This is a genomic window from Streptomyces sp. SX-6 (assembly GCF_059089585.1).
The window spans coordinates 112282-133831 of the sequence record NZ_JBTHHU010000018.1 but is presented as its reverse complement, the minus strand read 5'-3'; the positions used below and the strand labels follow the sequence as shown (position 1 = coordinate 133831).

The window sequence follows — 21550 nt, the reverse complement described above, 5'->3', positions numbered from 1 at the left end:
GGGGATCGGACCGGCGGCGGCGGTCGCTTACGCCCCGCGCCCTAGGCCGAAGGGCCCTGCCGGCACCAGACTCGGACCATGCCGATACCTGTGCAGTGGACCCCCACCCATGGCGCTCCCTACCGGCCGGTCCCCTACCGGCCCGCGCGGATGCCCGCCGAGGAGTCCCTCGCTCGCGCCGCCGGGCTGAGGGCACGGATGGCCGAGCGGCGGACCGTACGGCAGTTCTCCGCCGACCCGGTGCCCGAGCAGGTGGTGAGGGACGCGATCGCCTGCGCCGCCACCGCGCCGTCCGGGGCGCACCAGCAGCCGTGGACGTTCGTCCTGGTGAAGGACCCCGGGGTGCGCCGCCGCATCCGCGAGGCGGCGGAGGAAGAGGAGCGCGTCTCGTACGAGGGACGACTCGGCGAGGAGTGGCTGGCGGCGCTGCGGCCGCTGGGTACGGACGAGGTGAAGCCGCATCTGACGGACGCGCCGGCGCTGGTCGTGGTCTTCCAGCAGCGCTACTGGCTGGGGGCGGACGGCGGCAAGCGCAAGCACTACTACGTGGACGAGTCCGTCGGCATCGCGGTCGGGATGCTGCTGTCGGCACTGCACCTGTCGGGGCTCGCGGCGCTGGTGCACACGCCGAGCCCGATGCGGTTCCTGTCCGAGGTGCTGGGGCGCCCGGCGAACGAGAAGGCCTTCGCGGTGATCCCCGTGGGGTATCCGGCGGAGGACTGCGAGGTCCCGGATCTGGTGCGCAAGAGCCTCGACCAGGTGCTGGTCGAGATCTGAGCACACAGCGCGCCGGAAGCATGACGCTGCGCGACGCAAACCTCCTCGCGATGTGAGCCCGCGCATAGGACGCAGATCACCTACGACCCTGCCTAGTTGCTGTGTAAGAGCGTAGTAAGCACCGCGTTGAGCTGGCGGCGAGCGGGTTCGGGGACCGCTCGCCGCGGGGCGTCGCAACGATGCTGGATAGTACGTCACACCTTTGCCACAGCTTTTTGCTGCCGCTAACAATTGCCCAGCCGCAGGGCGCCGTGACCGACAGACGGCGCTTCTTTTGCGCCGAAAACCGGGTCACTGCGACTCGGGCGATTGGAAGAGGTTCAGCACAGTCATGCGCTCCATCTCCGGCTATAGCCGTCTCACCAAGGTCCACACGTTCTCCGCCGCGGGCATCGCCGCGGCAGGCGTCGCGGCTCTGGCATTCGCAGTCGTCCCGGGCAGCTCCGCGAAGGAGGACTCGCAGGCGGTCGCCGTCAAGCCGGTGGCGTGGAACGCCCAGTCCTTCGGTACCGAGGAGCAGCGCAGCGAGCTGACCAAGCAGTCGGACAACGCCGCCAAGCAGGCGCAGGCCGACGCCGCGGCCAAGAAGAAGGCCGAGGCCGAGGCGAAGGCCAAGGCCGACAAGGAGCGCGCCCAGAAGGAGGCCGCGAGCCGGTCCGAGGCCCGCAAGCCCGTCGAGGCCTCGACCGCCGCCCCGGCCGCCCCGGCCCCGAAGGCCTACGCGAACAACCTCGACGGCTGGATCCGCCAGGCGCTGGACATCATGGCCGCCCACAACATCCCGGGCAGCTACGACGGCCTCTACCGCAACATCATGCGGGAGTCGACCGGCAACCCGCAGGCGATCAACAACTGGGACTCCAACGCCACGGCCGGCACCCCCTCCAAGGGCCTGCTCCAGGTGATCGACCCGACCTTCCAGGCGTACCACGTCGAGGGCACCTCCTGGAACATCTACGACCCGGTCGCCAACATCGTCGCCGCCTGCAACTACGCGGCGAAGACCTACGGCTCGATGGACAACGTCAACTCCGCCTACTGAGCCGCGCGGACAGCAAAAGGGCGGCGGGGCCCGGTTTCCCGGGTCCCGCCGCCCTTTGTCATGGGTGCCGCTACTTGCGCATGACCTCCGGCTCATGACGGCGGAGCAAACGCGCGACTGCGAATCCGCAGAGGACTCCGAGCGCGATGAGAACGATCAGGTCGATGCCCCACTGGCTCGCCGTGTGGGCCCACAGGGGGTCGTGGTTGCTGCGGTCGTTCTTGTCCATCGGCGCCATGATGTGCGAGAGGTCCAGCGTGGCGCCGGTGCCGGCGACCGCCCAGCGGGACGGCATCAGCCAGGCGAACTGCTCGATGCCGGGCGAACCGTAGATCTTGAACATGATCCCGGTGAAGACGACCTGGACGATCGCGAACATGACCAGCAGCGGCATGGTCTTCTCGGCGGTCTTGACCAGCGAGGAGATCACGAGGCCGATCATCATCGACGTGAAGCCGAGCGCGATGATCGTCACGCACAGCTCCACGGCCGGGAGGTTCTTGAGGATCAGGCCGTGCTCGGGCAGCTTGCGGATCGAGAAGCCGATGCCGCAGATGATGATGCCCTGGAACGCCGTGATCACGCCGAGGACGATCACCTTCGACATCAGGTACGCGGAGCGGGAGAGGCCGACGGAGCGTTCCCGCTCGTAGATCACCCGTTCCTTGATCAGCTCACGGACGGAGTTGGCCGCGCCCGAGAAGCACATGCCGACCGCGAGGATCAGCAGGATGGTGCCGGCGTCCTGGTTGAAGTGGCCCGGGGTGGGCGCGCCCAGGCCGAAGTCGGAGGGGATCACACAGCTCACGCCGCCGAGGACGGCCGGCAGGATCAGCATCAGCCCGATGAAGCCCCGGTCGGAGGCGATGACCGAGCAGTAGCGGCGCATCAGCGTCCACAGCTGGGCGCCCCAGCTCTGCGGCTTGGGCGGCTTCACCACCTGCGGGGTCACCTGCTGCGGCGCCACGGCGTCGATGTCGGCCGCGTACATCTGGTAGTGCTGGGAGCCCTTCCAGCGGCCCGCCCAGTCGTAGTCGCGGTAGTTCTCGAACGCCGAGAAGACATCGGCCCAGGTCTCGTAGCCGAAGAAGTTGAGCGCCTCCTCGGGCGGGCCGAAGTAGGCGACCGAGCCGCCGGGGGCCATGACCAGCAGCTTGTCGCAGAGCGCCAGTTCCGCCACGGAGTGCGTGACGACGAGGACCGTACGGCCGTCGTCGGCGAGGCCGCGCAGCAGCTGCATCACATCGCGGTCCATGCCCGGGTCGAGGCCGGAGGTCGGCTCGTCCAGGAAGATCAGCGACGGCTTGGTCAGCAGCTCGAGCGCGACGGAGACGCGCTTGCGCTGGCCGCCGGAGAGGGCGGTGACCTTCTTGTCCTTGTGGATGTCGAGCTTGAGCTCGCGCAGCACCTCGTCGATGCGGGCCTCGCGCTCGGCGGGCGCGGTGTCGCCGGGGAAGCGGAGCTTGGCCGCGTACCGCAGGGCCTTCCGGACCGTGAGCTCCTTGTGCAGGATGTCGTCCTGCGGCACCAGGCCGATGCGCTGGCGCAGCTCCGCGAACTGCTTGTAGAGGTTGCGGTTGTCGTAGAGCACGTCGCCCTGGTTGGCCGGCCGGTAACCGGTGAGGGCCTTCAGCAGGGTGGACTTGCCTGAGCCCGAGGGGCCGATGACCGCGATGAGCGACTTCTCCGGGACGCCGAAGGAGACGTCCTTGAGGATCTGCTTGCCCCCGTCGACCGTGACGGTCAGGTGGCGGGCCGAGAAGGAGACGTCGCCGGTGTCGACGAACTCCTCGAGACGGTCGCCGACGAGACGGAAGGTGGAGTGGCCGACGCCGACGATGTCGTTCGGGCCGATGATCTGCCGGCTGACCGGCTGACCGTTGACATAGGTGCCGTTGTGGCTGCCGAGGTCGACGATCTCGAAGCGGCCGTCGTTCGTGGCCCGGAACTCGGCGTGGTGGCGCGAGACCTGGAGGTCCGCGACGACGAGGTCGTTCTCCAGGGCACGGCCGATGCGCATGACGCGGCCGACCGACATCTGGTGGAAGCTCGTCGGGCTGCGGTCGCCGGCGGCGGGCGACGGGCCGGGCGCGGCCTGCGCGGCCTGCGAGGCCGACGGGGCCGGGGCCTGCTGCTGCGGTACGTAGGGCTGCTGTTGCTGCCAGGCCGCCTGCTGCGGTACCTGCTGCGGCGCCTGCTGGTACGGCTGGGCCCAGCCCTGGACCGGCTGTTGGTGCGGCGCGGCCATGGAGGTCTGCGCACCGTGGAGGTCCGCGGCCGACGCCACGGCGGCGCTGAGGCTCAGCCGCGGGCCGTCGGTCGCGTTGCCCAGATGCACGGCCGAACCGGGGCCGATCTCCGTCTGATGGACACGCTGCCCCTGCACATATGTGCCGTTGGTGCTGCCATGGTCCTCGATGACCCAACTGTGCCCGCTCCAGCGGACGGTGGCGTGCCGCCACGAGACCCTGGCGTCCTCCAGCACCACATCACCCTGCGGATCACGCCCGAGGGTGTACGACCTGGATGGGTCCAATGCCCAGGTCTGTCCATTCAATTCCAGTACGAGATCAGGCACTCCATGCCCCACTACTTGTCCCCCGATGTACCCCCTGCTGTTCAGGGAGTCTAGGGATGGCGAACATCGGGAGGAACTATTTCAGGCACAGTCCTCCGATCGAAAGTCGGGGATTGACACGGCCCGGTAACAGGTGTGGTTGACGGAGGGAACCCCTCCCCGGACAGTGGACCGGGGGGCCGTGATGACCATTGCCGGAACAGGCCGTACGGCGCGCGGCGCCGATGTGTTCCTCACCGCGATCGCGGCAGTGAGCTGGTCCTTCCTCGCCATGGCCGCGGTCGCGGCGCTGGGGCTGCATCTGCTCGGCGCGGACGGCGCGGGCTCGCTCGGCCCGATGGCCGCGGCGCTGGTCGTGCTCGCGGTCGGGGGGTCCATCAGCCCCTCGGGGGCAGTGGAAGCATTCGGCATCCAGGGCGCCGGGGCGCACACCACCATCGACATCGCGCCACTTGGCGTGAGCCTGGCCGGGGCACTGCTGCTCGGCCTGGTCTTCGCCCGCTCGCTGCGGGCGGCGGGGCTCGCACCGCGCGGACGTGAACTGGCCCTGCGCGCGGGCACGGTGGCCGTTCTCTTCCTGCTCGTCCTCGGCGGGCTGTGCTGGGTGGCGTCCTCCACGATCACGTTCGACGGCAACGACCTTGTCCCGGGCGGGAATACAGGAGGAAACAGCGGCGGCCTGGATATCCCGGGCCTCGGGGACATCGGCGACATCGGTGGCGGACTGCCCGACGGGCTCTCCGGCCTCGCCCGCGCCAAGGCGACCGTCGGCTTCACCGTGCGGACCGGCCCGTCGCTGCTCGGCGGCGCGGTGTGGGTGCTCGCGGTGCTGCTGCTCACGATGCTCGCCGCACGCCGGAGCGCGCTGCCGCCGGGCTGGACCGTCCTGAACCGGGGGGTACGTCCGGCGGTTTCGGCCCTGTGCACCGTCCTGGTGCTGCCGGTCGGGGCCGGCTGGGCCGCGGCGGCCGTCGCGGCCGCGGGCGACGACCACCCGCGGCGGATCGCGGGCGCCGCGCTGCTCGGGACGCCGAACGGGGTGTGGACGGGAGTGCCGCTCGGGCTGTTCGTCCCCTGGCACGGCACGGCGAGCGGTTCACTGCTGCAGGTGCTGCCCGACCCGCTCGACAAGCTGCTGTCCGGCAAGGCCGACGAGCCGGTGTCGGTGCGCCGCCTCGCCGAGCTCGCACCGCCCGTGTGGCTGCTGGCCGTGGGCAGCGCGCTGCTCATGCTGCTCGCCGGAGTGCTCACCGCGGTCCGTACCCCGCACGGCGGCCGGGGCGCGGCGGCGTTCGCGGGGCGCTGCGCGCTCTCGCTGGGGGCGGCCACCGCCCTGGCCCTGCCGCTGCTGGTGCTGGCGACCCGGGTGAAGGCCGACGCGGGACTGGCCGTCCTCGGCGTGGACGCGGTCGGGGCCGGGCTCGACCTGCGGGGCGACCCGCTCGCGGCCGCGGGGCTGGGCCTGCTGTGGGGGCTGGGCGCGGGCGCGTTCGGGGCGCTGCTCGCGTACGCCGTGGGCGCCGCGGGCCGGCGCGCCACCCCCACCGCAGGCCCGGTCCCGCGGCCGCGGGCGGAAACGGAGCCGGGCCCGTACCGCCCGTCCACGGGCTACCGGCCCGCGCGCGACGACACCAACCCCTATCTGCGCCCGCCCTCCCGGGGGTGGCCGGGTGCGGACGACGAGCCGCCGCGCCGGTAGCCGCACGGTGAACAGTGCTCCCTCTGCCCGCTCCCCCTGCTGACGCCAATCGGGCACCGGATACGGTAGAAGCACCATGAGCGCATCGCAGACCCCGCCTGCCACCGCTGTCGCCGGTGACGATGTCCCCACTCTCCTCGTCAAGATCTTCGGGAAGGACCGGCCGGGCATCACCGCCGGGCTCTTCGACACCCTTGCCGCCTACGCCGTCGATGTGATCGACATCGAGCAGATCGTCACGCGGGGCCGGATCACCCTGTGCGCACTGGTCACGGCACCCCAGGGGGGCGGCGCGTCGGAGGGCGGACTCCGGGCGACCGTGCACAGCTGGGCCGAGTCGATGCACCTGCAGACGGAGATCATCTCGGGTACGGGCGACAACAGGCCGCGCGGCGTGGGCCGTTCGCACGTCACCGTGCTCGGCCACCCGCTCACCGCCGAGGCGGCGGCGTCCATCGCGGCCTGCATCACCGGCACCGGCGGCAACATCGACCGCATCTTCCGGCTCGCCAAGTACCCGGTGACCGCAGTGGAGTTCGCGGTCTCCGGCACGGAGACGGAGACGCTGCGCACGGCTCTGGCCGTCGAGGCCTCGAAGCTCGGGGTGGACGTGGCGGTCGTGGCGGCCGGTCTCCAGCGCAGGGCGCAGCGTCTGGTCGTGATGGACGTCGACTCGACGCTGATCCAGGACGAGGTCATCGAGCTGTTCGCGGCGCACGCGGGCTGCGAGGACGAGGTCGCCGAGGTGACCGCCCGGGCGATGCGCGGCGAGCTGGACTTCGAGGAGTCGCTGCACGCGCGGGTGGCGCTGCTGGCCGGCCTGGACGCGTCGGTCGTCGACAAGGTGCGCGCGGAGGTACGGCTCACGCCGGGCGCCCGGACCCTGATCCGTACGCTCAAGCAGCTCGGTTTCCAGGTGGGTGTGGTCTCCGGCGGGTTCACCCAGGTCACGGACGATCTGCAGGAGCGGCTGGGGCTGGACTTCGCCTCGGCCAACACGCTCGAGATCGCGGACGGCAAGCTGACCGGCCGGGTCACCGGGGACATAGTGGACCGGGCCGGCAAGGCCCGGTTGCTGCGCCGGTTCGCGGCGGAGGCGGGGGTGCCGCTGGAGCAGACGGTGGCGGTCGGGGACGGTGCGAACGACCTCGACATGCTCAACGCGGCGGGCCTGGGCGTGGCGTTCAACGCGAAGCCCGTGGTGCGGGAGGCGGCGCACACCGCCGTGAACGTGCCCTTCCTGGACACTGTGCTCTATCTGCTGGGGGTCACCCGCGAAGAGGTCGAGGCGGCCAACACCCACGAGTGAGCGGGCCGCCCTGAGGCTCTTATACGTTCGGGGTCCAGAAGGCGGCCAGGCGGGCCGCTCCGTGCTCGACGGACTTCCAGGAGCCGCTGAAGGTGAGCACCGCGATCGAGGCCGTCGGGAACCCGGAGCGGTTCATCCGTGCCAGCAGATCGCCGTCGGCCTCGCCGGCCAGCGCGTCGGCCAGGGCGTGCATGCCGGGGTTGTGCCCGATGACGAGGATGTCGTCCACCTCGTCGGAGACCTCGTTGACCAGCGCGATCAGCTCGCCGAGCGAGGCCTCGTACAGCCGGTCGTCATAGACGGTGCGGGGGCGCTGCGGCAGCTCGTGGACCGCGAGCTTCCAGGTCTCGCGGGTGCGGGCGGCGGTGGAGCAGAGGGCCAGCTCGGGGGCGATTCCGGAACCGGCGAGCCAGCGGCCGGCCACGGGGGCGTCCTTGCGGCCTCGTTCGGCGAGGGGACGCTCGTGATCGTCGATGTCGGACCATTCGGCCTTGGCGTGCCGGAGAAGGACGATCCTGCGGGTCGGTTCGGCGCTCATGCCGTCAAGCTTCGCATGAAACCAGCCGCGCGGCGCGGGGTGTTGACAGGCTTGACCTCGACGGGTGGTACGGCTCATGGCAGCCGGTGCTCGAGGGAGTCGTGCACCAGCTCGAGGACGCGCGCGATCGGCCCGTCGCCCGTCTCGCGCGACTGGGCGGAGGCCGGGGTGGCCAGCAGGGTGAAGAGGGCTATGAAGGCGACGGCGGGCAGCGCGACGGCCCACCACGGCAGCCTGGTCTGCACGGGGCCAGGCCCCCTCTGGCCGACGGACATGGCGGTCTCCTCCGGACGGTGTCGGTGCACCGCAGCGTCGCGGTGTACTCAACAACCTAAGGAAAAGAGCCGTGTTCCCCCATCCGGTAAACCACCCACACGCCCCTGATGACCGCCCCCTAGGGGATGGTGGGGCCAGCACCACCATCCCCACCGGGCGCGGTCAGCGTGAGGCGAACGTCGCGATGACCGCGATGACGGCGGTGATGCCGAGCATCACGCCGAGGATGGTGAGGAGGGTCTTCTGGCCGTTCTGGGGATTCGGTTCGAGCACGGGCATGGCATCAGTGTCCCATCCCGCTCACGGCCCCGACGCCGGGGTCGGGTCAGACACCGGAGTCGGGTTACGGGGCGCCGCGGAGCTCGTCCTCGACGACGCGGTCGCGCCCGGCCAGGACGCCCGCCACCGCCTGAGGCACCATCAGCGCCGCCATCAGGGCGATCGGCGGCCCCCAGCTCCCGGTCCGCCCGTACAGCCCGCCCACGAGCATCGGTACGGGCAGGGAGATCAGATAGCCCGCGCTCTGGGCGAAGGCGGACAGCCGCACCACCCCGGCCCCGGACCGGGCCCGCATGCCGATCATCGTGAGCGCCAGCGGGAAGGCGCAGTTGGCGACGCCCAGCAGCAGTGCCCAGGCCCAGGCACCGGCGGCCGGGGCCAGCCACAGCCCCGTGTACCCGGCGAGCCCGAAGGCGGCGAGGAGGAGCGCCAGCGCGCCCTGGTGCCGCATGCGGGCCGCGATGCGCGGCAGGACGAGGGAGAGCGGGATGCCCGCCGTCATCGTCAGCGCCGCGAGCACCCCGGCAGTGGAGGCGGACACGCCCGCGTCGCGGAAGATCTGGGGTATCCAGCCCATCACGACATAGGCACTGCCGGCCTGGAGCCCGAAGAAGACGGTCAGCGCCCAGGCCGTCGGGCTGCGGGTGATGCGCACCGCCGGGGCGTCCTGGGTGGCGGGCCCGGCCTCCGGCCGGGCGGCGCAGCGGCGGGCGACAACGCCCCACGGCACCACGGCCGCCGCGGCGAGCACCGCCCACGCCCCGAGGCCGAGCCGCCAGCCGCCGCCCAGGGCCCCGGTCAGCGGCACGGTGACGGCCGAGGCGACGGCGGAACCGGCGGCGAGGGCCATGGAGTACAGGCCGGTCATCGGCCCGACCCGGTCGGGGAACCACTGCTTGACGACGACGGGCATCAGGACGTTGCCCAGCGCTATGCCCGCCAGCGCCAGTGCGCTGAGCAGCAGGAAGCCCGCCGTGCCGCCCGCGAACGGACGCAGGGCGAGGCCCGCGCAGACCGCGGACAGCCCCGCGCAGACCACCGTCGCCGTGCCCCAGCGCCGGGCCAGCCGGGGTGCGGCCGCGCCGAGGAGCGCGAAGCACAGGGAGGGGACGGAGGTGAGCAGGCCGGCGACGGTGCCGCTCATCCCGAGTCCGTCCCGCGCCTCCTCCAGGAGCGAGCCGAGGCTGGTGACGGCGGGACGGAGGTTGAGGGCCGCGAGGACCAGGCACACGGCGAGGGCCAGTCGCCGCCGGGGCGGGGCCTTCCCGGGATCACGGTGCGGCTCCGCCGTACCGACCGTCGAAGTCACGTGATCGTCTGCCATGCTCATGCACGCACGATAGCGCCGGTCATCGAATCATGGGATGAATTAACTGTGCCTCTGACCTCCCCCCGCCGCACCCCGCTCGTGGACCAGGTGATCGCCCAGCTGCGCGGTCAGATCACCTCCGGCGAGTGGCCCGTGGGCTCGCGCATCCCCACCGAACCCGAACTGGTCGAACGGCTGGGGGTGGCCCGCAACACCGTGCGCGAGGCCGTCCGCGCCCTCGCGCACAACGGTCTGCTGGACATCCGGCAGGGCTCGGGCACGTACGTCGTCGCCACCAGCGAGCTGGCCGGGGTGATGAACCGCCGCTTCGCGCACGCCGATCCGCGGGAGGTGGCCGAGCTGCGCAGCGCGCTGGAGACCAAGGCAGCCTCACTGGCGGCGCAGCGGCGTACGGAAACGGATCTCCGCCAGCTCGACAAGCTCCTGGCCCGCCGCGAGGACGCCTGGCGCTCGGGCGACCCGGAGCGGTTCGTCGAGGCCGATGCCGGTTTCCACACCGCGGTCGTCGCCGCCGCGCACAACGAGGTGCTGGCCGAGCTGTACGCGGACCTGGGCACCGTGGTGCGGGGCTTCCTGCGGACGGACATCACGGCCGAGCCGCGCCCCCGTGAACTCAGCGACCACGCACGGCTGGTGGCGGCGATCCGTGCCGGGGACGCCGACGCGGCGGCGGAGGAGGCGAGCACGCACCCCTACCGCACGCCGGAAGCGTGAGTGAGCCAGGCGCGGCGTATCTCGAGCCAGCAGCGCTGGGCGAGGGTGACATGGCGGGCCGGGCCGACGACGGCGGGGGCGGTGTCCATGGCGGGGTCCCACCAGCGGACGCAGCTGACGTGCAGCTGGACGCGGTCGGGATAGGCATTGCCGTTGTAGCAGTCCGCGGTGGCGTGGGAACCGCGGACGCGGGTGTGGCACTCGGCCTCGGGCAACGGGGCCGCGGCGGCGGGAGCGGCCGGGGCCATGGAGCCGGCCAGCGCGGCGGCGGCGAGCACGAAGGCCGCCGCACGCCGCCAGGGTATGCGGGGAGATGCCACGCCCGTACCTCCTCCCGGTACTCCCAGTGTGCGGGCGCACGGCCCTGATCACGACTCGGGAGGCCCGGGAAGAAGCTCAGAAGGACATCAGGCGCCCATCATGTGCACGCCGCCGTCGACGTGCACGATCTCGCCCGTGGTGCGCGGGAAGAAGTCCGACAGCAGGCCGACGACGCCGCGGCCCGCCGGCTCCGGGTCGGCCAGGTCCCAGCCGATCGGGGCCCGGTGGTTCCACACGTCCGCGAGCTCCTCGAAGCCCGGGATGGACTTGGCGGCCATCGACTTGAGCGGGCCGGCCGAGACCAGGTTGCAGCGGATGCCCTTGGGGCCGAGGTCACGGGCCAGGTAGCGGTTGGTGCCCTCGAGGGACGCCTTGGCCACGCCCATCCAGTCGTACTTCGGCCAGGCCATCTGCGCGTCGAAGGTCAGGCCGACGATCGACGAGCCCGCCGGCATCAGCGGCAGCAGGGCCATGGCCAGCGCCTTGTAGGAGTACGCCGAAACGTGGACGGCCGTCGAGACGTCCTCCCACGAGGCCTCCAGGAAGTTGAAGGCGCCCTGCGGGCCGAAGGCAATCGAGTGCACGACGCCGTCGATGCCGTCGACGTGCTCACGGACCTTGTCCGCCAGCCCGTCCAGGTGCTCCTGGTTGGTGACGTCCAGCTCGATGACCGGAGCCGGCTTGGGCAGGCGCTTGGCGATGCGCTCGACCAGGGACAGCCGGCCGAAGCCGGTCAGGATGACCTCGGCGCCCTCGTTCTGGGCGACCTTGGCGGCCTGGAAAGCGATCGACGCCTCGGTGAGGACGCCGGTGATCAGAATGCGCTTGCCTGCAAGGATTCCACTCATGACGTTCAGTGACCCATGCCCAATCCGCCGTCGACAGGAATGACGGCTCCGGTGATGTATGCGGCCTCGTCGGAGGCGAGGAAGCGCACCGAGGAGGCGATTTCCTCGGGCTGCGCGTAACGGCCCAGCGGGACGTTCCCGACGATGCCCTCGCGCTGCTCGTCGCTGAGCACGCGGGTCATGTCGGTGTCCACGAAGCCGGGCGCGACGACATTGACGGTGATGTTGCGGGAGCCCAGCTCACGGGCGAGCGAGCGGGCGAAGCCGACCAGCCCGGCCTTGGAGGCGGAGTAGTTGGCCTGGCCCGCGGAGCCCATCAGGCCCACGACGGACGAGATCAGCACGATCCGCCCCTTGCGGGCGCGCAGCATGCCCTTGCTGGCGCGCTTGACGACCCGGAACGTACCGGTGAGGTTGGTCTCCACCACCGAGGTGAAGTCCTCTTCCGACATGCGCAGCAGCAGCTGGTCGCGGGTGACGCCGGCGTTGGCCACCAGCACCTCGACCGCGCCCTGCTTCTCCTCGATCTCCTTGTACGCCCGCTCGACCTGTTCGGTGTCGGTGATGTCGCACTTGACGGCGAGGCACCCGAGCTTCACGAGGGCCTCCGGCGGCTCTCCCGTGCGGTAGGTGATGGCGACCTTGTCGCCCGCCTCGGCGAAGGCGCGGGCGATGGCGAGGCCGATGCCCCGGTTTCCTCCGGTGACGAGAACCGAGCGGCTCAAAGGACCACCCTTTCCGTGTGCGTATCCATGAATGGAGCTGGACTACACGAACGTATCGGTAGACGTTGCCTGGGAGACAATCGGGCAGCGACAGGGGCGGCGGACGGTCACTGTTGGATCTCTACAGAACGGAACTGCTTCTTCCGGGCCCGGGTGTGGGCATGATGCACGCCGACGACCACCGGGAGGCTTTGTGACCCACCCCATCGACGCGTCCTTTCTCGCCCTTCCCCTGCGCCCTCTGGCCGACGCCGCCCTCGCCCGGGCCCGTGCCCTGGGCGCCGCCCACGCCGACTTCCGTCTCGAGCGGGTGCGCCATGCCGCGTGGCAGCTGCGCGACGCCCGCCTCTCCGGTTCGTCGGACACCACCGACCTCGGTTACGCGGTACGAGTGGTGCACGACGGCTCCTGGGGGTTCGCCTCGGGCACCGTCCTGACGATGGACGCCGCCGCGCGCGTGGCCTCGCAGGCCGTCGCAATGGCGAAGCTCACGGCCAAGGTGACGGCGGCATCCGGTTCCGGGGACCGCGTGGAGCTGGCGGACGAGCCCGTGCACGAGGAGCGGACCTGGGTCTCCTCGTACGTGACCGACCCCTTCGACGTCCCCGCGGCCGACAAGACCGCCCTGCTCGCCGACTTCAGCGGGCGCCTCCTGGCCGGCGAGGGCGTCTCGCACGTGGACGCCTCACTGCTGGCCGTGCACGAGAACAAGTTCTACGCGGACTCGGCGGGCACCACGGCCACACAGCAGCGCGTCCGGCTGCACCCGCAGCTCACCGCGGTGGCCGTGGACCCGAGGACCGGGGACTTCGACTCGATGCGCACCCTCGCGCCCCCGGCCGGCCGCGGCTGGGAGTACCTGACCGGCACGGGCTGGGACTGGGACGCCGAACTGGACGGGATGCCCTCGCTGCTGGCCGGGAAGCTGCGCGCGCCGAGCGTGCGGCCGGGCGCGTACGACCTGGTGATCGACCCGTCCAACCTCTGGCTGACGATCCATGAGTCGATCGGCCACGCCACCGAACTGGACCGCGCGCTCGGCTACGAGGCCGCCTACGCGGGCACCTCGTTCGCGACCCCGGACCGGCTCGGCACGCTGCGGTACGGCTCGCCGCTGATGAACGTGACCGGGGACCGTACGGCCGAACACGGCCTCGCGACCATCGGGTACGACGACGAGGGGGTCGCCGCCCAGTCCTGGGACCTCGTCAAGGACGGCGTCCTCACGGGCTACCAGCTGGACCGGAGGATCGCCCGGCTCACCGGCCTCGGCCGCTCCAACGGCTGCGCGTACGCCGATTCGCCCGCGCACATGCCCGTCCAGCGGATGGCGAACGTGTCGCTCGTGCCCGCGCCGGACGGGCCGTCGACCGAGGAGCTGATCGCGGGCGTGGACCGCGGCATCTACATCGTGGGCAACCGCTCGTGGTCGATCGACCAGCAGCGCTACAACTTCCAGTTCACCCAGCAGCGGGCGTTCGCCATCCGCGGCGGCCGGCTGGCGGGGCAGCTGCGCGACGTCGCCTATCAGGCGACGACCACCGACTTCTGGGGCTCGATGACCGCCGTGGGCGGTCCGCGGACGTACGTCCTGGGCGGCGCGTTCAACTGCGGCAAGGCCCAGCCCGGCCAGATCGCCGCCGTCTCGCACGGCTGCCCGTCGGCACTCTTCCGGGGCGTCAACGTCCTCAACACGGTTCAGGAGGCCGGTCGATGAGCAACCGTCTGAGCAGGCCGCACGAGATCGTCGAGCGGGCGCTGTCCCTCTCCCGGGCCGACGGCTGCGCGGTGATCGTCGCCGAGCGGTCCACGGCCCAGCTGCGCTGGGCGCGCAACGCGCCGACCACCAACGGCGTCACCCGCGGGCAGACGGTGACCGTGATCGCGACCGTCGGCGGCGCGACGGGCACGGCCGCCGGGACCGTCACGCGCTCGGCGGTCACCGCCGACGGACTCGAGCCGCTGGTACGGGCCGCCGAGGCCGCCGCCCGCGAGGCGGGCCCGGCCGAGGACGCCGCACCGCCGGTGACGGACGTACCCCACTCCCCCGGCTTCACCGACGCGCCCGCGGAGACCTCCGCCGCCGTCCTCGAGGGCTTCGCCCCGGCGCTCGGCGAGTCCTTCGCACGCGCCCGAGCGGAGGGCCGCGAACTGTACGGCTTCGCCGAGCACGCGGTCGTCTCGAGCTACCTCGGCACCTCCGCCGGGCTGCGACTGCGCCACGACCAGCCCGCCGGCCGCGTGGAGCTCAACGCCAAGTCCCCCGCGCACGGCGGCTCCGCGTGGCTGGCCCGGCCCACCCGCGACTTCACGGACGTGGACCCCCTCGACCTCGACGCCGAACTCGCCGGACGGCTGGCCCACTCGCGGCGCCGGGTCGAGCTGCCCGCCGGGCGGTACGAGACGCTGCTGCCGCCGCACGCGGTGGCGGACCTGCTCGTCCACCAGCAGTGCCGGGCCAACGCCCGGGATGCCGCCGAGGGCCGTACGGTCTTCTCCGCACCGGGCGGCGGGACGCGGGTGGGCGAGAAGCTGTCGGGGCTGCCGCTGACGCTGCGCAGCGATCCGCACGCCGCGGGGCTGGAGTGCGCGCCGTTCGTCCTCACGACCGTCTCGGCGACCGGCAGGGCGTTGCCGGACACGTCGGTCTTCGACAACGGCCTGCCGCTGACCGCCACGGAGTGGATCCGCGAGGGCGTGCTCGAGCACCTGGTCACCACGCGGCACAGCGCCGCCCTGACGGGCCTGCCGCTCACCCCGTACATCGGCAACCTCGTCCTGGACGGCGGCGGCACCCGTTCGACGGAGGAGCTGATCGCCGCGAGCGGGCACGACGGGCCCGCCCTGCTGCTGACCTCCCTCTGGTACATCCGCGAGGTGGACCCGGCCTCGCTGCTGGTGACCGGGCTGACCCGGGACGGCGTGTACCTGGTGGAGCGGGGGGAGGTCGTGGGCGAGGTCAACAACTTCCGCTTCAACGAGTCCCCGGTGAGCCTGCTGTCCCGCGCCACGGAGGCGGGCCGTACGGAGCGCACGCTGCCGCGCGACGGCATCAAGGACTTCCCGCGGGTCGCGATGCCCGCCCTGCGCATCCCGGACTTCCACATGAGCTCCGTCAGCAAGGGGGTCTGACCGGCCGGCCGGGAGGGTGGGACAGGGAGGCCTGCGACCGGGCCGAATAGACTGGTCGCGTCCCACCTGTCCCTCTCTTCCGACTCCTCAGGAACGCCATGACACGCCTCGGCGAATCCGTCGCCCGCGCCAGTGAGCTCCTCAAGCAGGACCTCTCCACCGACTCGACCGTCCAGCAGTTGCTGACGGAGACCAAGGCGCGGCGCTATCTGGACCTGACGGACCTGTCGGGCAAGGAGCAGGCCGCCCTGATCGCGGGCCGCGCGGTCGAGGTGCTGCCCGGCGAGGACAAGCTGGCCGAGCGGATCGACGAGCGCCGCGCCGCGGGCAAGGGCCTGCACGTCAAGCTGGGCATCGACCCCACGGCTGCGGACGTCCACCTCGGCCACACGGTGCCGATGATCATCCTCAGCCGTTTCCAGCGGATGGGGCACGATGTCACGCTGATCATCGGCGACTTCACGGCCAAGATCGGTGACCCGACGGGCCGTACGGCCGAGCGCCCGCCGCTCACCGACGACGACATCGCGAAGAACCTGGCGGGCTACCGCGAGCAGGTGCGCCCCTTCTTCGACTTCGAGAAGGTGAGCTTCCGGCAGAACAGCGAGTGGCTGGCGCCGTACACCTTCCCCGAGCTGCTCGGCCTGCTCACGCAGGTGCCGGCCTCGCAGCTGCTGCAGCGCGAGGACTTCCGCAACCGCCTCGCCGCGGGCTCGGGCCTGACGATGTCGGAGCTGATGTACCCGATCGCCCAGGGCCTCGACTCGGTGGCCCTGGACTGCGACGTCGAGCTCGGCGGCGCGGACCAGCTGCTCAACCTGCAGATGGGCCGCAAGCTGATGGAGATCCACCGGCAGAAGCCCCAGCTCGTGGTCACCATGCCGCTGATCGAGGGCACGGACGGCACCGGCGCCAAGATGTCCAAGTCCAAGGGCAACTACGTCGGGCTCAGCGCGACCGCCGACGATGTCTTCGGCAAGATCATGTCGGTTCCGGACCGGCTGATGGAGCCGTACCTCAAGGCGTGGACGGAGTGGACGGACGAGGAGCTCGCGCTCGCCCTCTCCCGCCTCGAGGACAAGTCGCTGCACCCGATGGACCTGAAGAAGGTCCTCGCGGGCGAGGTCGTGTCCGCGCTGTACGGCGTGGAGGCGGCCATGGCGGCGCGTGCGGGCTTCATCGCGCAGTTCTCGAAGAAGAGCTTCACCGACGTCGAGGCGCTGCCGGTGGTGGACGCGGCCGAACACGGCGCCGAGCCGGTCACCGCCGTCCTCAGCAAGGTGCTGGGCTTCCAGCCGAGCGCCTCGGCCGCCCGCCGGGTCGCCAAGCAGAACGGTCTGCGCCTGGTGATCGAGACCGCCGGCGGCCAGGAGTCGATCGTGCTCGCCGAGGCCGAGGCCATCCGCCCGCTGGCGGAGGTGGCCGCGGAGGTCCTGACCAAGGCCGGTACGGTGGCCGACGGATGCAGCGTCTACCTCAAGGCGGGCCGCAAGATCGCCGAGGTCCGCGGGCTCTGACGTAAGGACGTAAGGCGGACGGCCGGTGCGCGGGATGCGCACCGGCCGTCCGCGTCACCCGGCCTTCGTCTTGTCCTTGCCCCGCACCACGGCCCACAGCCTGCTGCCGATCGCCACCACGACGACGGCGCCGAGCAGTTGCAGCAGGTGCCGGGTCCAGTCGACGCCGCTGGTGTCGTTGACCCCCAGCCCGGTGGCCGCCCAGTTGCCCAGGACGCTGCCGAGCATGCCGTAGACGATCGTCAGCCAGAGCGGGATGTTCTGCTTGCCCGGCAGGATCGCCCGAGCGATCACGCCCAGGACCAGGCCGACGACGATGGCCCACAACCAGTTCATGTCCGCCAGTGTCGGCCTGCGGGGCGTACGGCGCATTCCGAGCGGCGTGCGTGCATGTCAGGCGCCATACGGAGGCGCCCCGGTCTCGTGTCCGGCGCGGGTGCGGCGTACCGTTGGACACATGGTGATGCGCAGGCATGGCACCGCCGAGGCCTTCCGGATCACCGGGGCCCGGCAGGGGCTCACGGAGGACGTCCGCGGCCGGCAGCGCCGGTATGTCATCTCGATGGGCATCCGGACGATTTCCGTGATCCTCACGGTGGTGCTGTGGGACGTCGAGCGCTATGTCGCGCTGGGCACGCTGGTGCTCGGTGCGCTGCTGCCGTACGTGGCCGTGGTGATAGCCAACGCGGGCCGGGAGAACGCCCCTTCGCTGCCCGGTACCTTCGTTCCCGCGCCCACCAGGCCCGCTCTCCCGTCGGGCCCCGCCGAAACGACGGACTCCGCGCCCGCTAAGGACCGCGACGATCAACAGTCCGACCGGAGTTGAACCTTCGCTTCCGGACACCTATCCGACAAGCTCAAGAAAACCTCAAATCAATCATGTCTTTCGGTGCCCTTCACGGGGCTCTCCGTGACATACTTCGTAGGCGCTCCGCATCCCCCGTCGGAGCGAATGAACGACGCCGGGCGGCTCCCCCCGTGGCTGCCCGGCGTCGTCGTGTCTTCGTGCAGGTCACGTAGAGTCGGCGGGGTGAACTCCCCCGCGAACCCCCCGAACTCCCCTGATACGACCGTGATCTGCTCCGCCAAGGGCTGCCGCGCCGCGGCGGTGTGGGTGCTGGCGTGGAACAACCCGAAGCTGCACACCCCCGAGCGCCGCAAGACGTGGCTCGCGTGCGACGAGCACCGTGAACACCTCGCCAACTTCCTTGGCCTGCGGGGGTTCTTGAAGGAAGTCGTGACGCTCGGGGAATGGGAAGAGCGCTAACCGCCGATCGCCGACATCGGCCGGCTCGGCTGCGAGAACTCCGGGTCGTCGATCCCCGACCCCGCCCGCTTGCCCCACATGGCACGCCGCCACAACCCGGCGATCTCCTCGTCCGTGGCGCCGGAGCGCAGCGCCCCGCGCAGGTCGGACTCCTCGGTCGCGAACAAACAGGTGCGCACCTGTCCGTCGGCCGTGAGCCGGGTGCGGTCGCAGGCCCGGCAGAACGGGCGGGTGACGGAGGCTATGACCCCGACCCGGGCGGGCCCCCCGTCGACGGTCCAGCGCTCGGCGGGCGCGGAGCCGCGCTCGTCCCGCTCCTCGGGGGTGAGGGTGAAGCGGGTGCGCAGGGAGGCCAGGATCTCCTCGGCGGTGATCATGCCCTCGCGCTTCCAGCCGTGCTGGGCGTCGAGCGGCATCTGCTCGATGAAGCGCAGCTCGTAGTCGTTCTCGACGGCCCAGGCGAGCAGGTCGGGGGCCTCGTCGTCGTTGAGGCCGGGCATCAGGACGGCGTTGACCTTCACGGGGGCGAGCCCGGCCGCGCGGGCGGCGGCGAGCCCGTCCAGGACGTCCTGGTGGCGCTTGCGCCGGGTCAGGGCCGCGAAGACCTCGGGGCGCAGGGTGTCGAGGGAGACGTTGACCCGGTCCAGCCCGGCGTCCGCCAGCGCGCGGGCGGTACGGGCCAGGCCGATGCCGTTGGTGGTGAGGGAGAGCCGGGGCCGGGGGTCGAGGGCGGCGCACTGCCCGATCACGGAGACCAGGCCGGGCCGCAGCAGGGGTTCGCCGCCGGTGAAGCGGACCTCGGTGACGCCGAGGAGGGTGACCGCGATGCGCACGAGGCGGACGATCTCGTCATCGGTGAGCACATCGGGCTTGGAGAGCCACTGCAGCCCCTCTTCGGGCATGCAGTAGGTGCAGCGGAGATTGCAGCGGTCGGTCAGTGAGACGCGGAGGTCCGTGGCGACGCGGCCGAAAGTGTCGATGAGCACGGTACGGCCCCTCCCGCGGACGTGAGTGCATTGATCCGCAGGGTACGTGATGGCCCCGGGACTCCCCCAAAGAGGAAGGCCCGGGGCCGACCGCGAAGGACGCGAAGGATCAGTGCGCGCCGTAGCCGGTCAGGGACCGGACCTCCAACTCGGCGTACTTGCGCGGCTCCACGGACTCGCTGGTGAGCAGCGAGACCAGCCAGCCGAGCACGAAGCCGAGCGGGATGGAGACCAGGCCCGGGTTCTCGAGCGGGAACCAGTCGAACGTCATGCCGGGGAAGAGCGCCTTCGGGTTGCCGGAGACGACCGGCGAGAAGATCACCAGCGTGACGGACGAGACGAGTCCGCCGTAGATCGACCACAGGGCGCCCTGGGTGGTGAAGCGCTTCCAGAAGAGGCTGTAGAGGATCGTGGGGAGGTTGGCGGAGGCGGCGACCGCGAAGGCGAGGGCCACCAGGGCCGCCGCGTTGAGCCGGTGGGCGAAGATGCCGAGCGCGATGGAGATCACGCCGATGACGACCGCGGCGATCTTCGCCGTGAGGATCTCCTCCTTCTCGCCGGTCTGCCCCTTGCGGATCACGTTCGCCCACAGGTCGTGCGCGAAGGAGGCGGAGGAGGCGAGGGTGAGGCCCGCCACCACGGCGAGGATGGTGGCGAAGGCGACGGCGGAGATGACCGCGAGCAGGATCGCGCCACCCGTGGACCCCGCGCCGCCGCCGACCGACTCGGCGAGCAGCGGCGCGGCCGTGTTGCCCGACTCGTTGGACGCGATGATCGCCTTGGGTCCGACCAGGGCGGCGGCGCCGAAGCCGAGCGCGAGGGTCATCAGGTAGAAGGCACCGATGATGCCGATGGCCCAGTTCACGGACGTCCGCGCCGCCTTGGCGGTGGGCACCGTGTAGAAGCGGATCAGGATGTGCGGCAGCCCCGCGGTGCCGAGGACGAGCGCGAGGGCCAGCGAGACGAAGTCGAGCTTGGACGTACCGGTCTTGCCGTACTTCAGGCCGGGCTCGAGGAACGCCTTGCCCTTGCCGCTCTTGTCGGCGGCGTGGCCGAGGAGCGTCGAGAGGTTCCAGTGGAACTTGCTGAGCACCAGGACGGTGATCAGCACCGTGCCCGCGATGAGCAGCACCGCCTTGACGATCTGCACCCAGGTGGTTCCCTTCATCCCGCCGACCGTCACGTACAGCACCATCACCAGGCCGACCGCCACGATGATCCAGCGCCGTGCCCCCTCGCCGCTCGCACCGAGCAGCAGCGCGACGAGCGCGCCCGCGCCGACCATCTGGGCCAGCAGGTAGAAGACCGAGACGACGATGGTGGAGGTGCCGGCCGCCGTGCGCACGGGCCGCTGCTTCAGGCGGTGCGCGAGCACGTCGGCCATGGTGAAGCGGCCGGAGTTGCGCAGCGGTTCGGCGACGAGCAGCAGCGCGACCAGCCAGGCGACGAGGAAGCCGATCGAGTAGAGGAAGCCGTCGTAGCCGGACAGGGCGATGGCGCCGGCGATGCCGAGGAAGGAGGCGGCGGACATGTAGTCGCCGGAGATGGCGAGGCCGTTCTGGAAGCCGGTGAAGGACCGGCCGCCGGCGTAGAAGTCGGTGGCGTCCTTGGTCTGCCGCCCCGCCCACACGGTGATGCCGAGGGTGATGGCGACGAAGACCGAGAACAGCGTGATGATCAGCGTACGGTGCTCACCGGCACCGCCCGCGGCGGCGGCGGCGAGCGGATGGGCAACTGCCGGCATGGAGCTCATTCCCCGGCCTCCAGACGCGTCTTGATGGCCTTGGCCTTGGGGTCGATGTTCTCCCCGGCGTGCCAGGCGTACCACCAGGCGATCAGGAAGGTGGTGACGAACTGGGCCAGCCCGAGGACGAGGGCGACGTTGATGGTGCCGACGAGGGTGGTGGACATGAAGCCGCCCGCGTAGTTGGACAGCAGGACGTACAGCAGGTACCAGGCGACGAACGCCGCCGTGAGCGGGAAGGCGAACGAGCGGTGGGCCCGGCGCAGTTCGCCGAACTCGTCGCTCGCCTGCGTCTCGGCGAAGCGGTCGGCCTGGGCGGGGATGGTGGGGCGGACGGCCTCGTCCTGTCCCTGGGATGTGGTGGGCGTGCTTTCCACGGTCTCTTCCGAAATCTCTTCCGAGTCCACGGCTTCTCCTAACGACCGATGACAAAACGACCGACGGGGCGCGAGCCGATAGTGTGATCCG

Annotated in this window: 22 protein-coding genes; 10 read left to right on the top strand and 12 right to left on the bottom strand. The window is 71.2% G+C overall.

The genetic code is table 11. The features are described from left to right. Positions 1-78: 78 nt before the first annotated feature. The gene (locus ACV530_RS22195) at positions 79-777 is read left to right on the top strand and encodes a nitroreductase family protein (RefSeq protein ID WP_494334331.1); all 699 of its coding nucleotides are present in this window, start codon (positions 79-81) and stop codon (positions 775-777) included. 331 nt (positions 778-1108) lie between these two features. Continuing rightward, on the top strand, positions 1109-1819 hold the full coding sequence (locus ACV530_RS22190) for a transglycosylase SLT domain-containing protein (protein WP_494334330.1): 711 nt from the start codon (positions 1109-1111) through the stop codon (positions 1817-1819). 70 nt (positions 1820-1889) lie between these two features. On the opposite strand, the gene ACV530_RS22185 is transcribed toward ACV530_RS22190, so the two are convergent. Beyond that, a complete protein-coding gene (locus tag ACV530_RS22185) occupies positions 1890-4409 on the bottom strand; it encodes an ABC transporter ATP-binding protein/permease (RefSeq protein WP_494334329.1) in 2520 nt (839 codons plus the stop codon). Between the two features lie 172 nt (positions 4410-4581). On the opposite strand from ACV530_RS22185, the gene ACV530_RS22180 reads away from it, so the two are divergent. Together ACV530_RS22180 and serB are read left to right on the top strand one after the other, a co-directional pair. Beyond that, complete coding sequence (locus ACV530_RS22180) at positions 4582-6096, top strand: streptophobe family protein (RefSeq protein ID WP_494334328.1); 1515 nt, start codon at positions 4582-4584, stop codon at positions 6094-6096. Between the two features lie 76 nt (positions 6097-6172). Further along, positions 6173-7405: a phosphoserine phosphatase SerB gene (gene serB, locus ACV530_RS22175; RefSeq protein ID WP_494334327.1), complete on the top strand. Its 1233-nt coding sequence runs from the start codon at positions 6173-6175 to the stop codon at positions 7403-7405. A 19-nt stretch (positions 7406-7424) separates the two neighbouring features. On the opposite strand, the gene ACV530_RS22170 is transcribed toward serB, so the two are convergent. From ACV530_RS22170 to ACV530_RS22155, 4 genes are all read right to left on the bottom strand, one after another. Beyond that, positions 7425-7943 (bottom strand): SixA phosphatase family protein, encoded by a 519-nt coding sequence (locus ACV530_RS22170; protein ID WP_494334326.1) that lies wholly within the window; start codon positions 7941-7943, stop codon positions 7425-7427. 74 nt (positions 7944-8017) lie between these two features. Continuing rightward, a complete protein-coding gene (locus ACV530_RS22165; RefSeq protein ID WP_494334325.1) occupies positions 8018-8218 on the bottom strand; it encodes a hypothetical protein in 201 nt (66 codons plus the stop codon). A gap of 163 nt (positions 8219-8381) precedes the next feature. Beyond that, on the bottom strand, positions 8382-8498 hold the full coding sequence (locus ACV530_RS22160; protein WP_494334324.1) for an SGM_5486 family transporter-associated protein: 117 nt from the start codon (positions 8496-8498) through the stop codon (positions 8382-8384). Positions 8499-8562: 64 nt separating this feature from the next. Continuing rightward, entirely contained in the window at positions 8563-9822 is a 1260-nt protein-coding gene (locus tag ACV530_RS22155; protein WP_494334354.1) for an MFS transporter, read from the bottom strand. A gap of 51 nt (positions 9823-9873) precedes the next feature. On the opposite strand from ACV530_RS22155, the gene ACV530_RS22150 reads away from it, so the two are divergent. Next, positions 9874-10542: a FadR/GntR family transcriptional regulator gene (locus ACV530_RS22150; RefSeq protein WP_494334323.1), complete on the top strand. Its 669-nt coding sequence runs from the start codon at positions 9874-9876 to the stop codon at positions 10540-10542. Here the strand turns inward: ACV530_RS22150 and ACV530_RS22145 are convergent. The 3 genes from ACV530_RS22145 to fabG form a co-directional block, all read right to left on the bottom strand. Beyond that, entirely contained in the window at positions 10521-10862 is a 342-nt protein-coding gene (locus ACV530_RS22145; RefSeq protein WP_494334322.1) for a hypothetical protein, read from the bottom strand. The genes ACV530_RS22150 and ACV530_RS22145 overlap by 22 nt on opposite strands. A gap of 87 nt (positions 10863-10949) precedes the next feature. Further along, on the bottom strand, positions 10950-11711 hold the full coding sequence (gene fabI / locus ACV530_RS22140) for an enoyl-ACP reductase FabI (protein ID WP_494334321.1): 762 nt from the start codon (positions 11709-11711) through the stop codon (positions 10950-10952). 5 nt (positions 11712-11716) lie between these two features. Next, on the bottom strand, positions 11717-12436 hold the full coding sequence (gene fabG, locus ACV530_RS22135) for a 3-oxoacyl-[acyl-carrier-protein] reductase (protein WP_494334320.1): 720 nt from the start codon (positions 12434-12436) through the stop codon (positions 11717-11719). A 193-nt stretch (positions 12437-12629) separates the two neighbouring features. Between fabG and ACV530_RS22130 the strand changes: the two genes are divergently transcribed. The 3 genes from ACV530_RS22130 (at position 12630) to tyrS (ending at position 17085) form a co-directional block, all read left to right on the top strand. After that, complete coding sequence (locus ACV530_RS22130) at positions 12630-14153, top strand: TldD/PmbA family protein (protein ID WP_494334319.1); 1524 nt, start codon at positions 12630-12632, stop codon at positions 14151-14153. Further along, positions 14150-15568, top strand: coding sequence for a metallopeptidase TldD-related protein (locus ACV530_RS22125; protein WP_494334318.1), 1419 nt, complete (start codon positions 14150-14152; stop codon positions 15566-15568). Before ACV530_RS22130 ends, ACV530_RS22125 begins: the two co-directional genes overlap by 4 nt. Before the next feature lie 98 nt (positions 15569-15666). Next, positions 15667-17085 (top strand): tyrosine--tRNA ligase, encoded by a 1419-nt coding sequence (gene tyrS / locus ACV530_RS22120; protein ID WP_494334317.1) that lies wholly within the window; start codon positions 15667-15669, stop codon positions 17083-17085. 54 nt (positions 17086-17139) lie between these two features. On the opposite strand, the gene ACV530_RS22115 is transcribed toward tyrS, so the two are convergent. Next, positions 17140-17421, bottom strand: a complete 282-nt coding sequence (locus ACV530_RS22115) for a GlsB/YeaQ/YmgE family stress response membrane protein (protein ID WP_494334316.1) — start codon at positions 17419-17421, stop codon at positions 17140-17142. Between the two features lie 127 nt (positions 17422-17548). Here ACV530_RS22115 and ACV530_RS22110 point away from each other — a divergent pair, with 127 nt between their 5' ends. Beyond that, positions 17549-17911, top strand: coding sequence for a DUF3099 domain-containing protein (locus ACV530_RS22110; RefSeq protein ID WP_494334353.1), 363 nt, complete (start codon positions 17549-17551; stop codon positions 17909-17911). A gap of 204 nt (positions 17912-18115) precedes the next feature. Then, positions 18116-18352: a hypothetical protein gene (locus ACV530_RS22105; protein ID WP_494334315.1), complete on the top strand. Its 237-nt coding sequence runs from the start codon at positions 18116-18118 to the stop codon at positions 18350-18352. On the opposite strand, the gene moaA is transcribed toward ACV530_RS22105, so the two are convergent. The 3 genes from moaA to ACV530_RS22090 all read right to left on the bottom strand — a co-directional run bounded on the left by moaA (position 18349) and on the right by ACV530_RS22090 (position 21405). Beyond that, positions 18349-19338, bottom strand: coding sequence for a GTP 3',8-cyclase MoaA (moaA, locus tag ACV530_RS22100; protein WP_494334314.1), 990 nt, complete (start codon positions 19336-19338; stop codon positions 18349-18351). The genes ACV530_RS22105 and moaA overlap by 4 nt on opposite strands. A gap of 109 nt (positions 19339-19447) precedes the next feature. Continuing rightward, the gene (locus ACV530_RS22095; protein WP_494334352.1) at positions 19448-21082 is read right to left on the bottom strand and encodes a monocarboxylic acid transporter; all 1635 of its coding nucleotides are present in this window, start codon (positions 21080-21082) and stop codon (positions 19448-19450) included. Positions 21083-21087: 5 nt separating this feature from the next. Next, positions 21088-21405, bottom strand: coding sequence for a DUF485 domain-containing protein (locus tag ACV530_RS22090; protein WP_494334351.1), 318 nt, complete (start codon positions 21403-21405; stop codon positions 21088-21090). Positions 21406-21550: the final 145 nt, after the last annotated feature.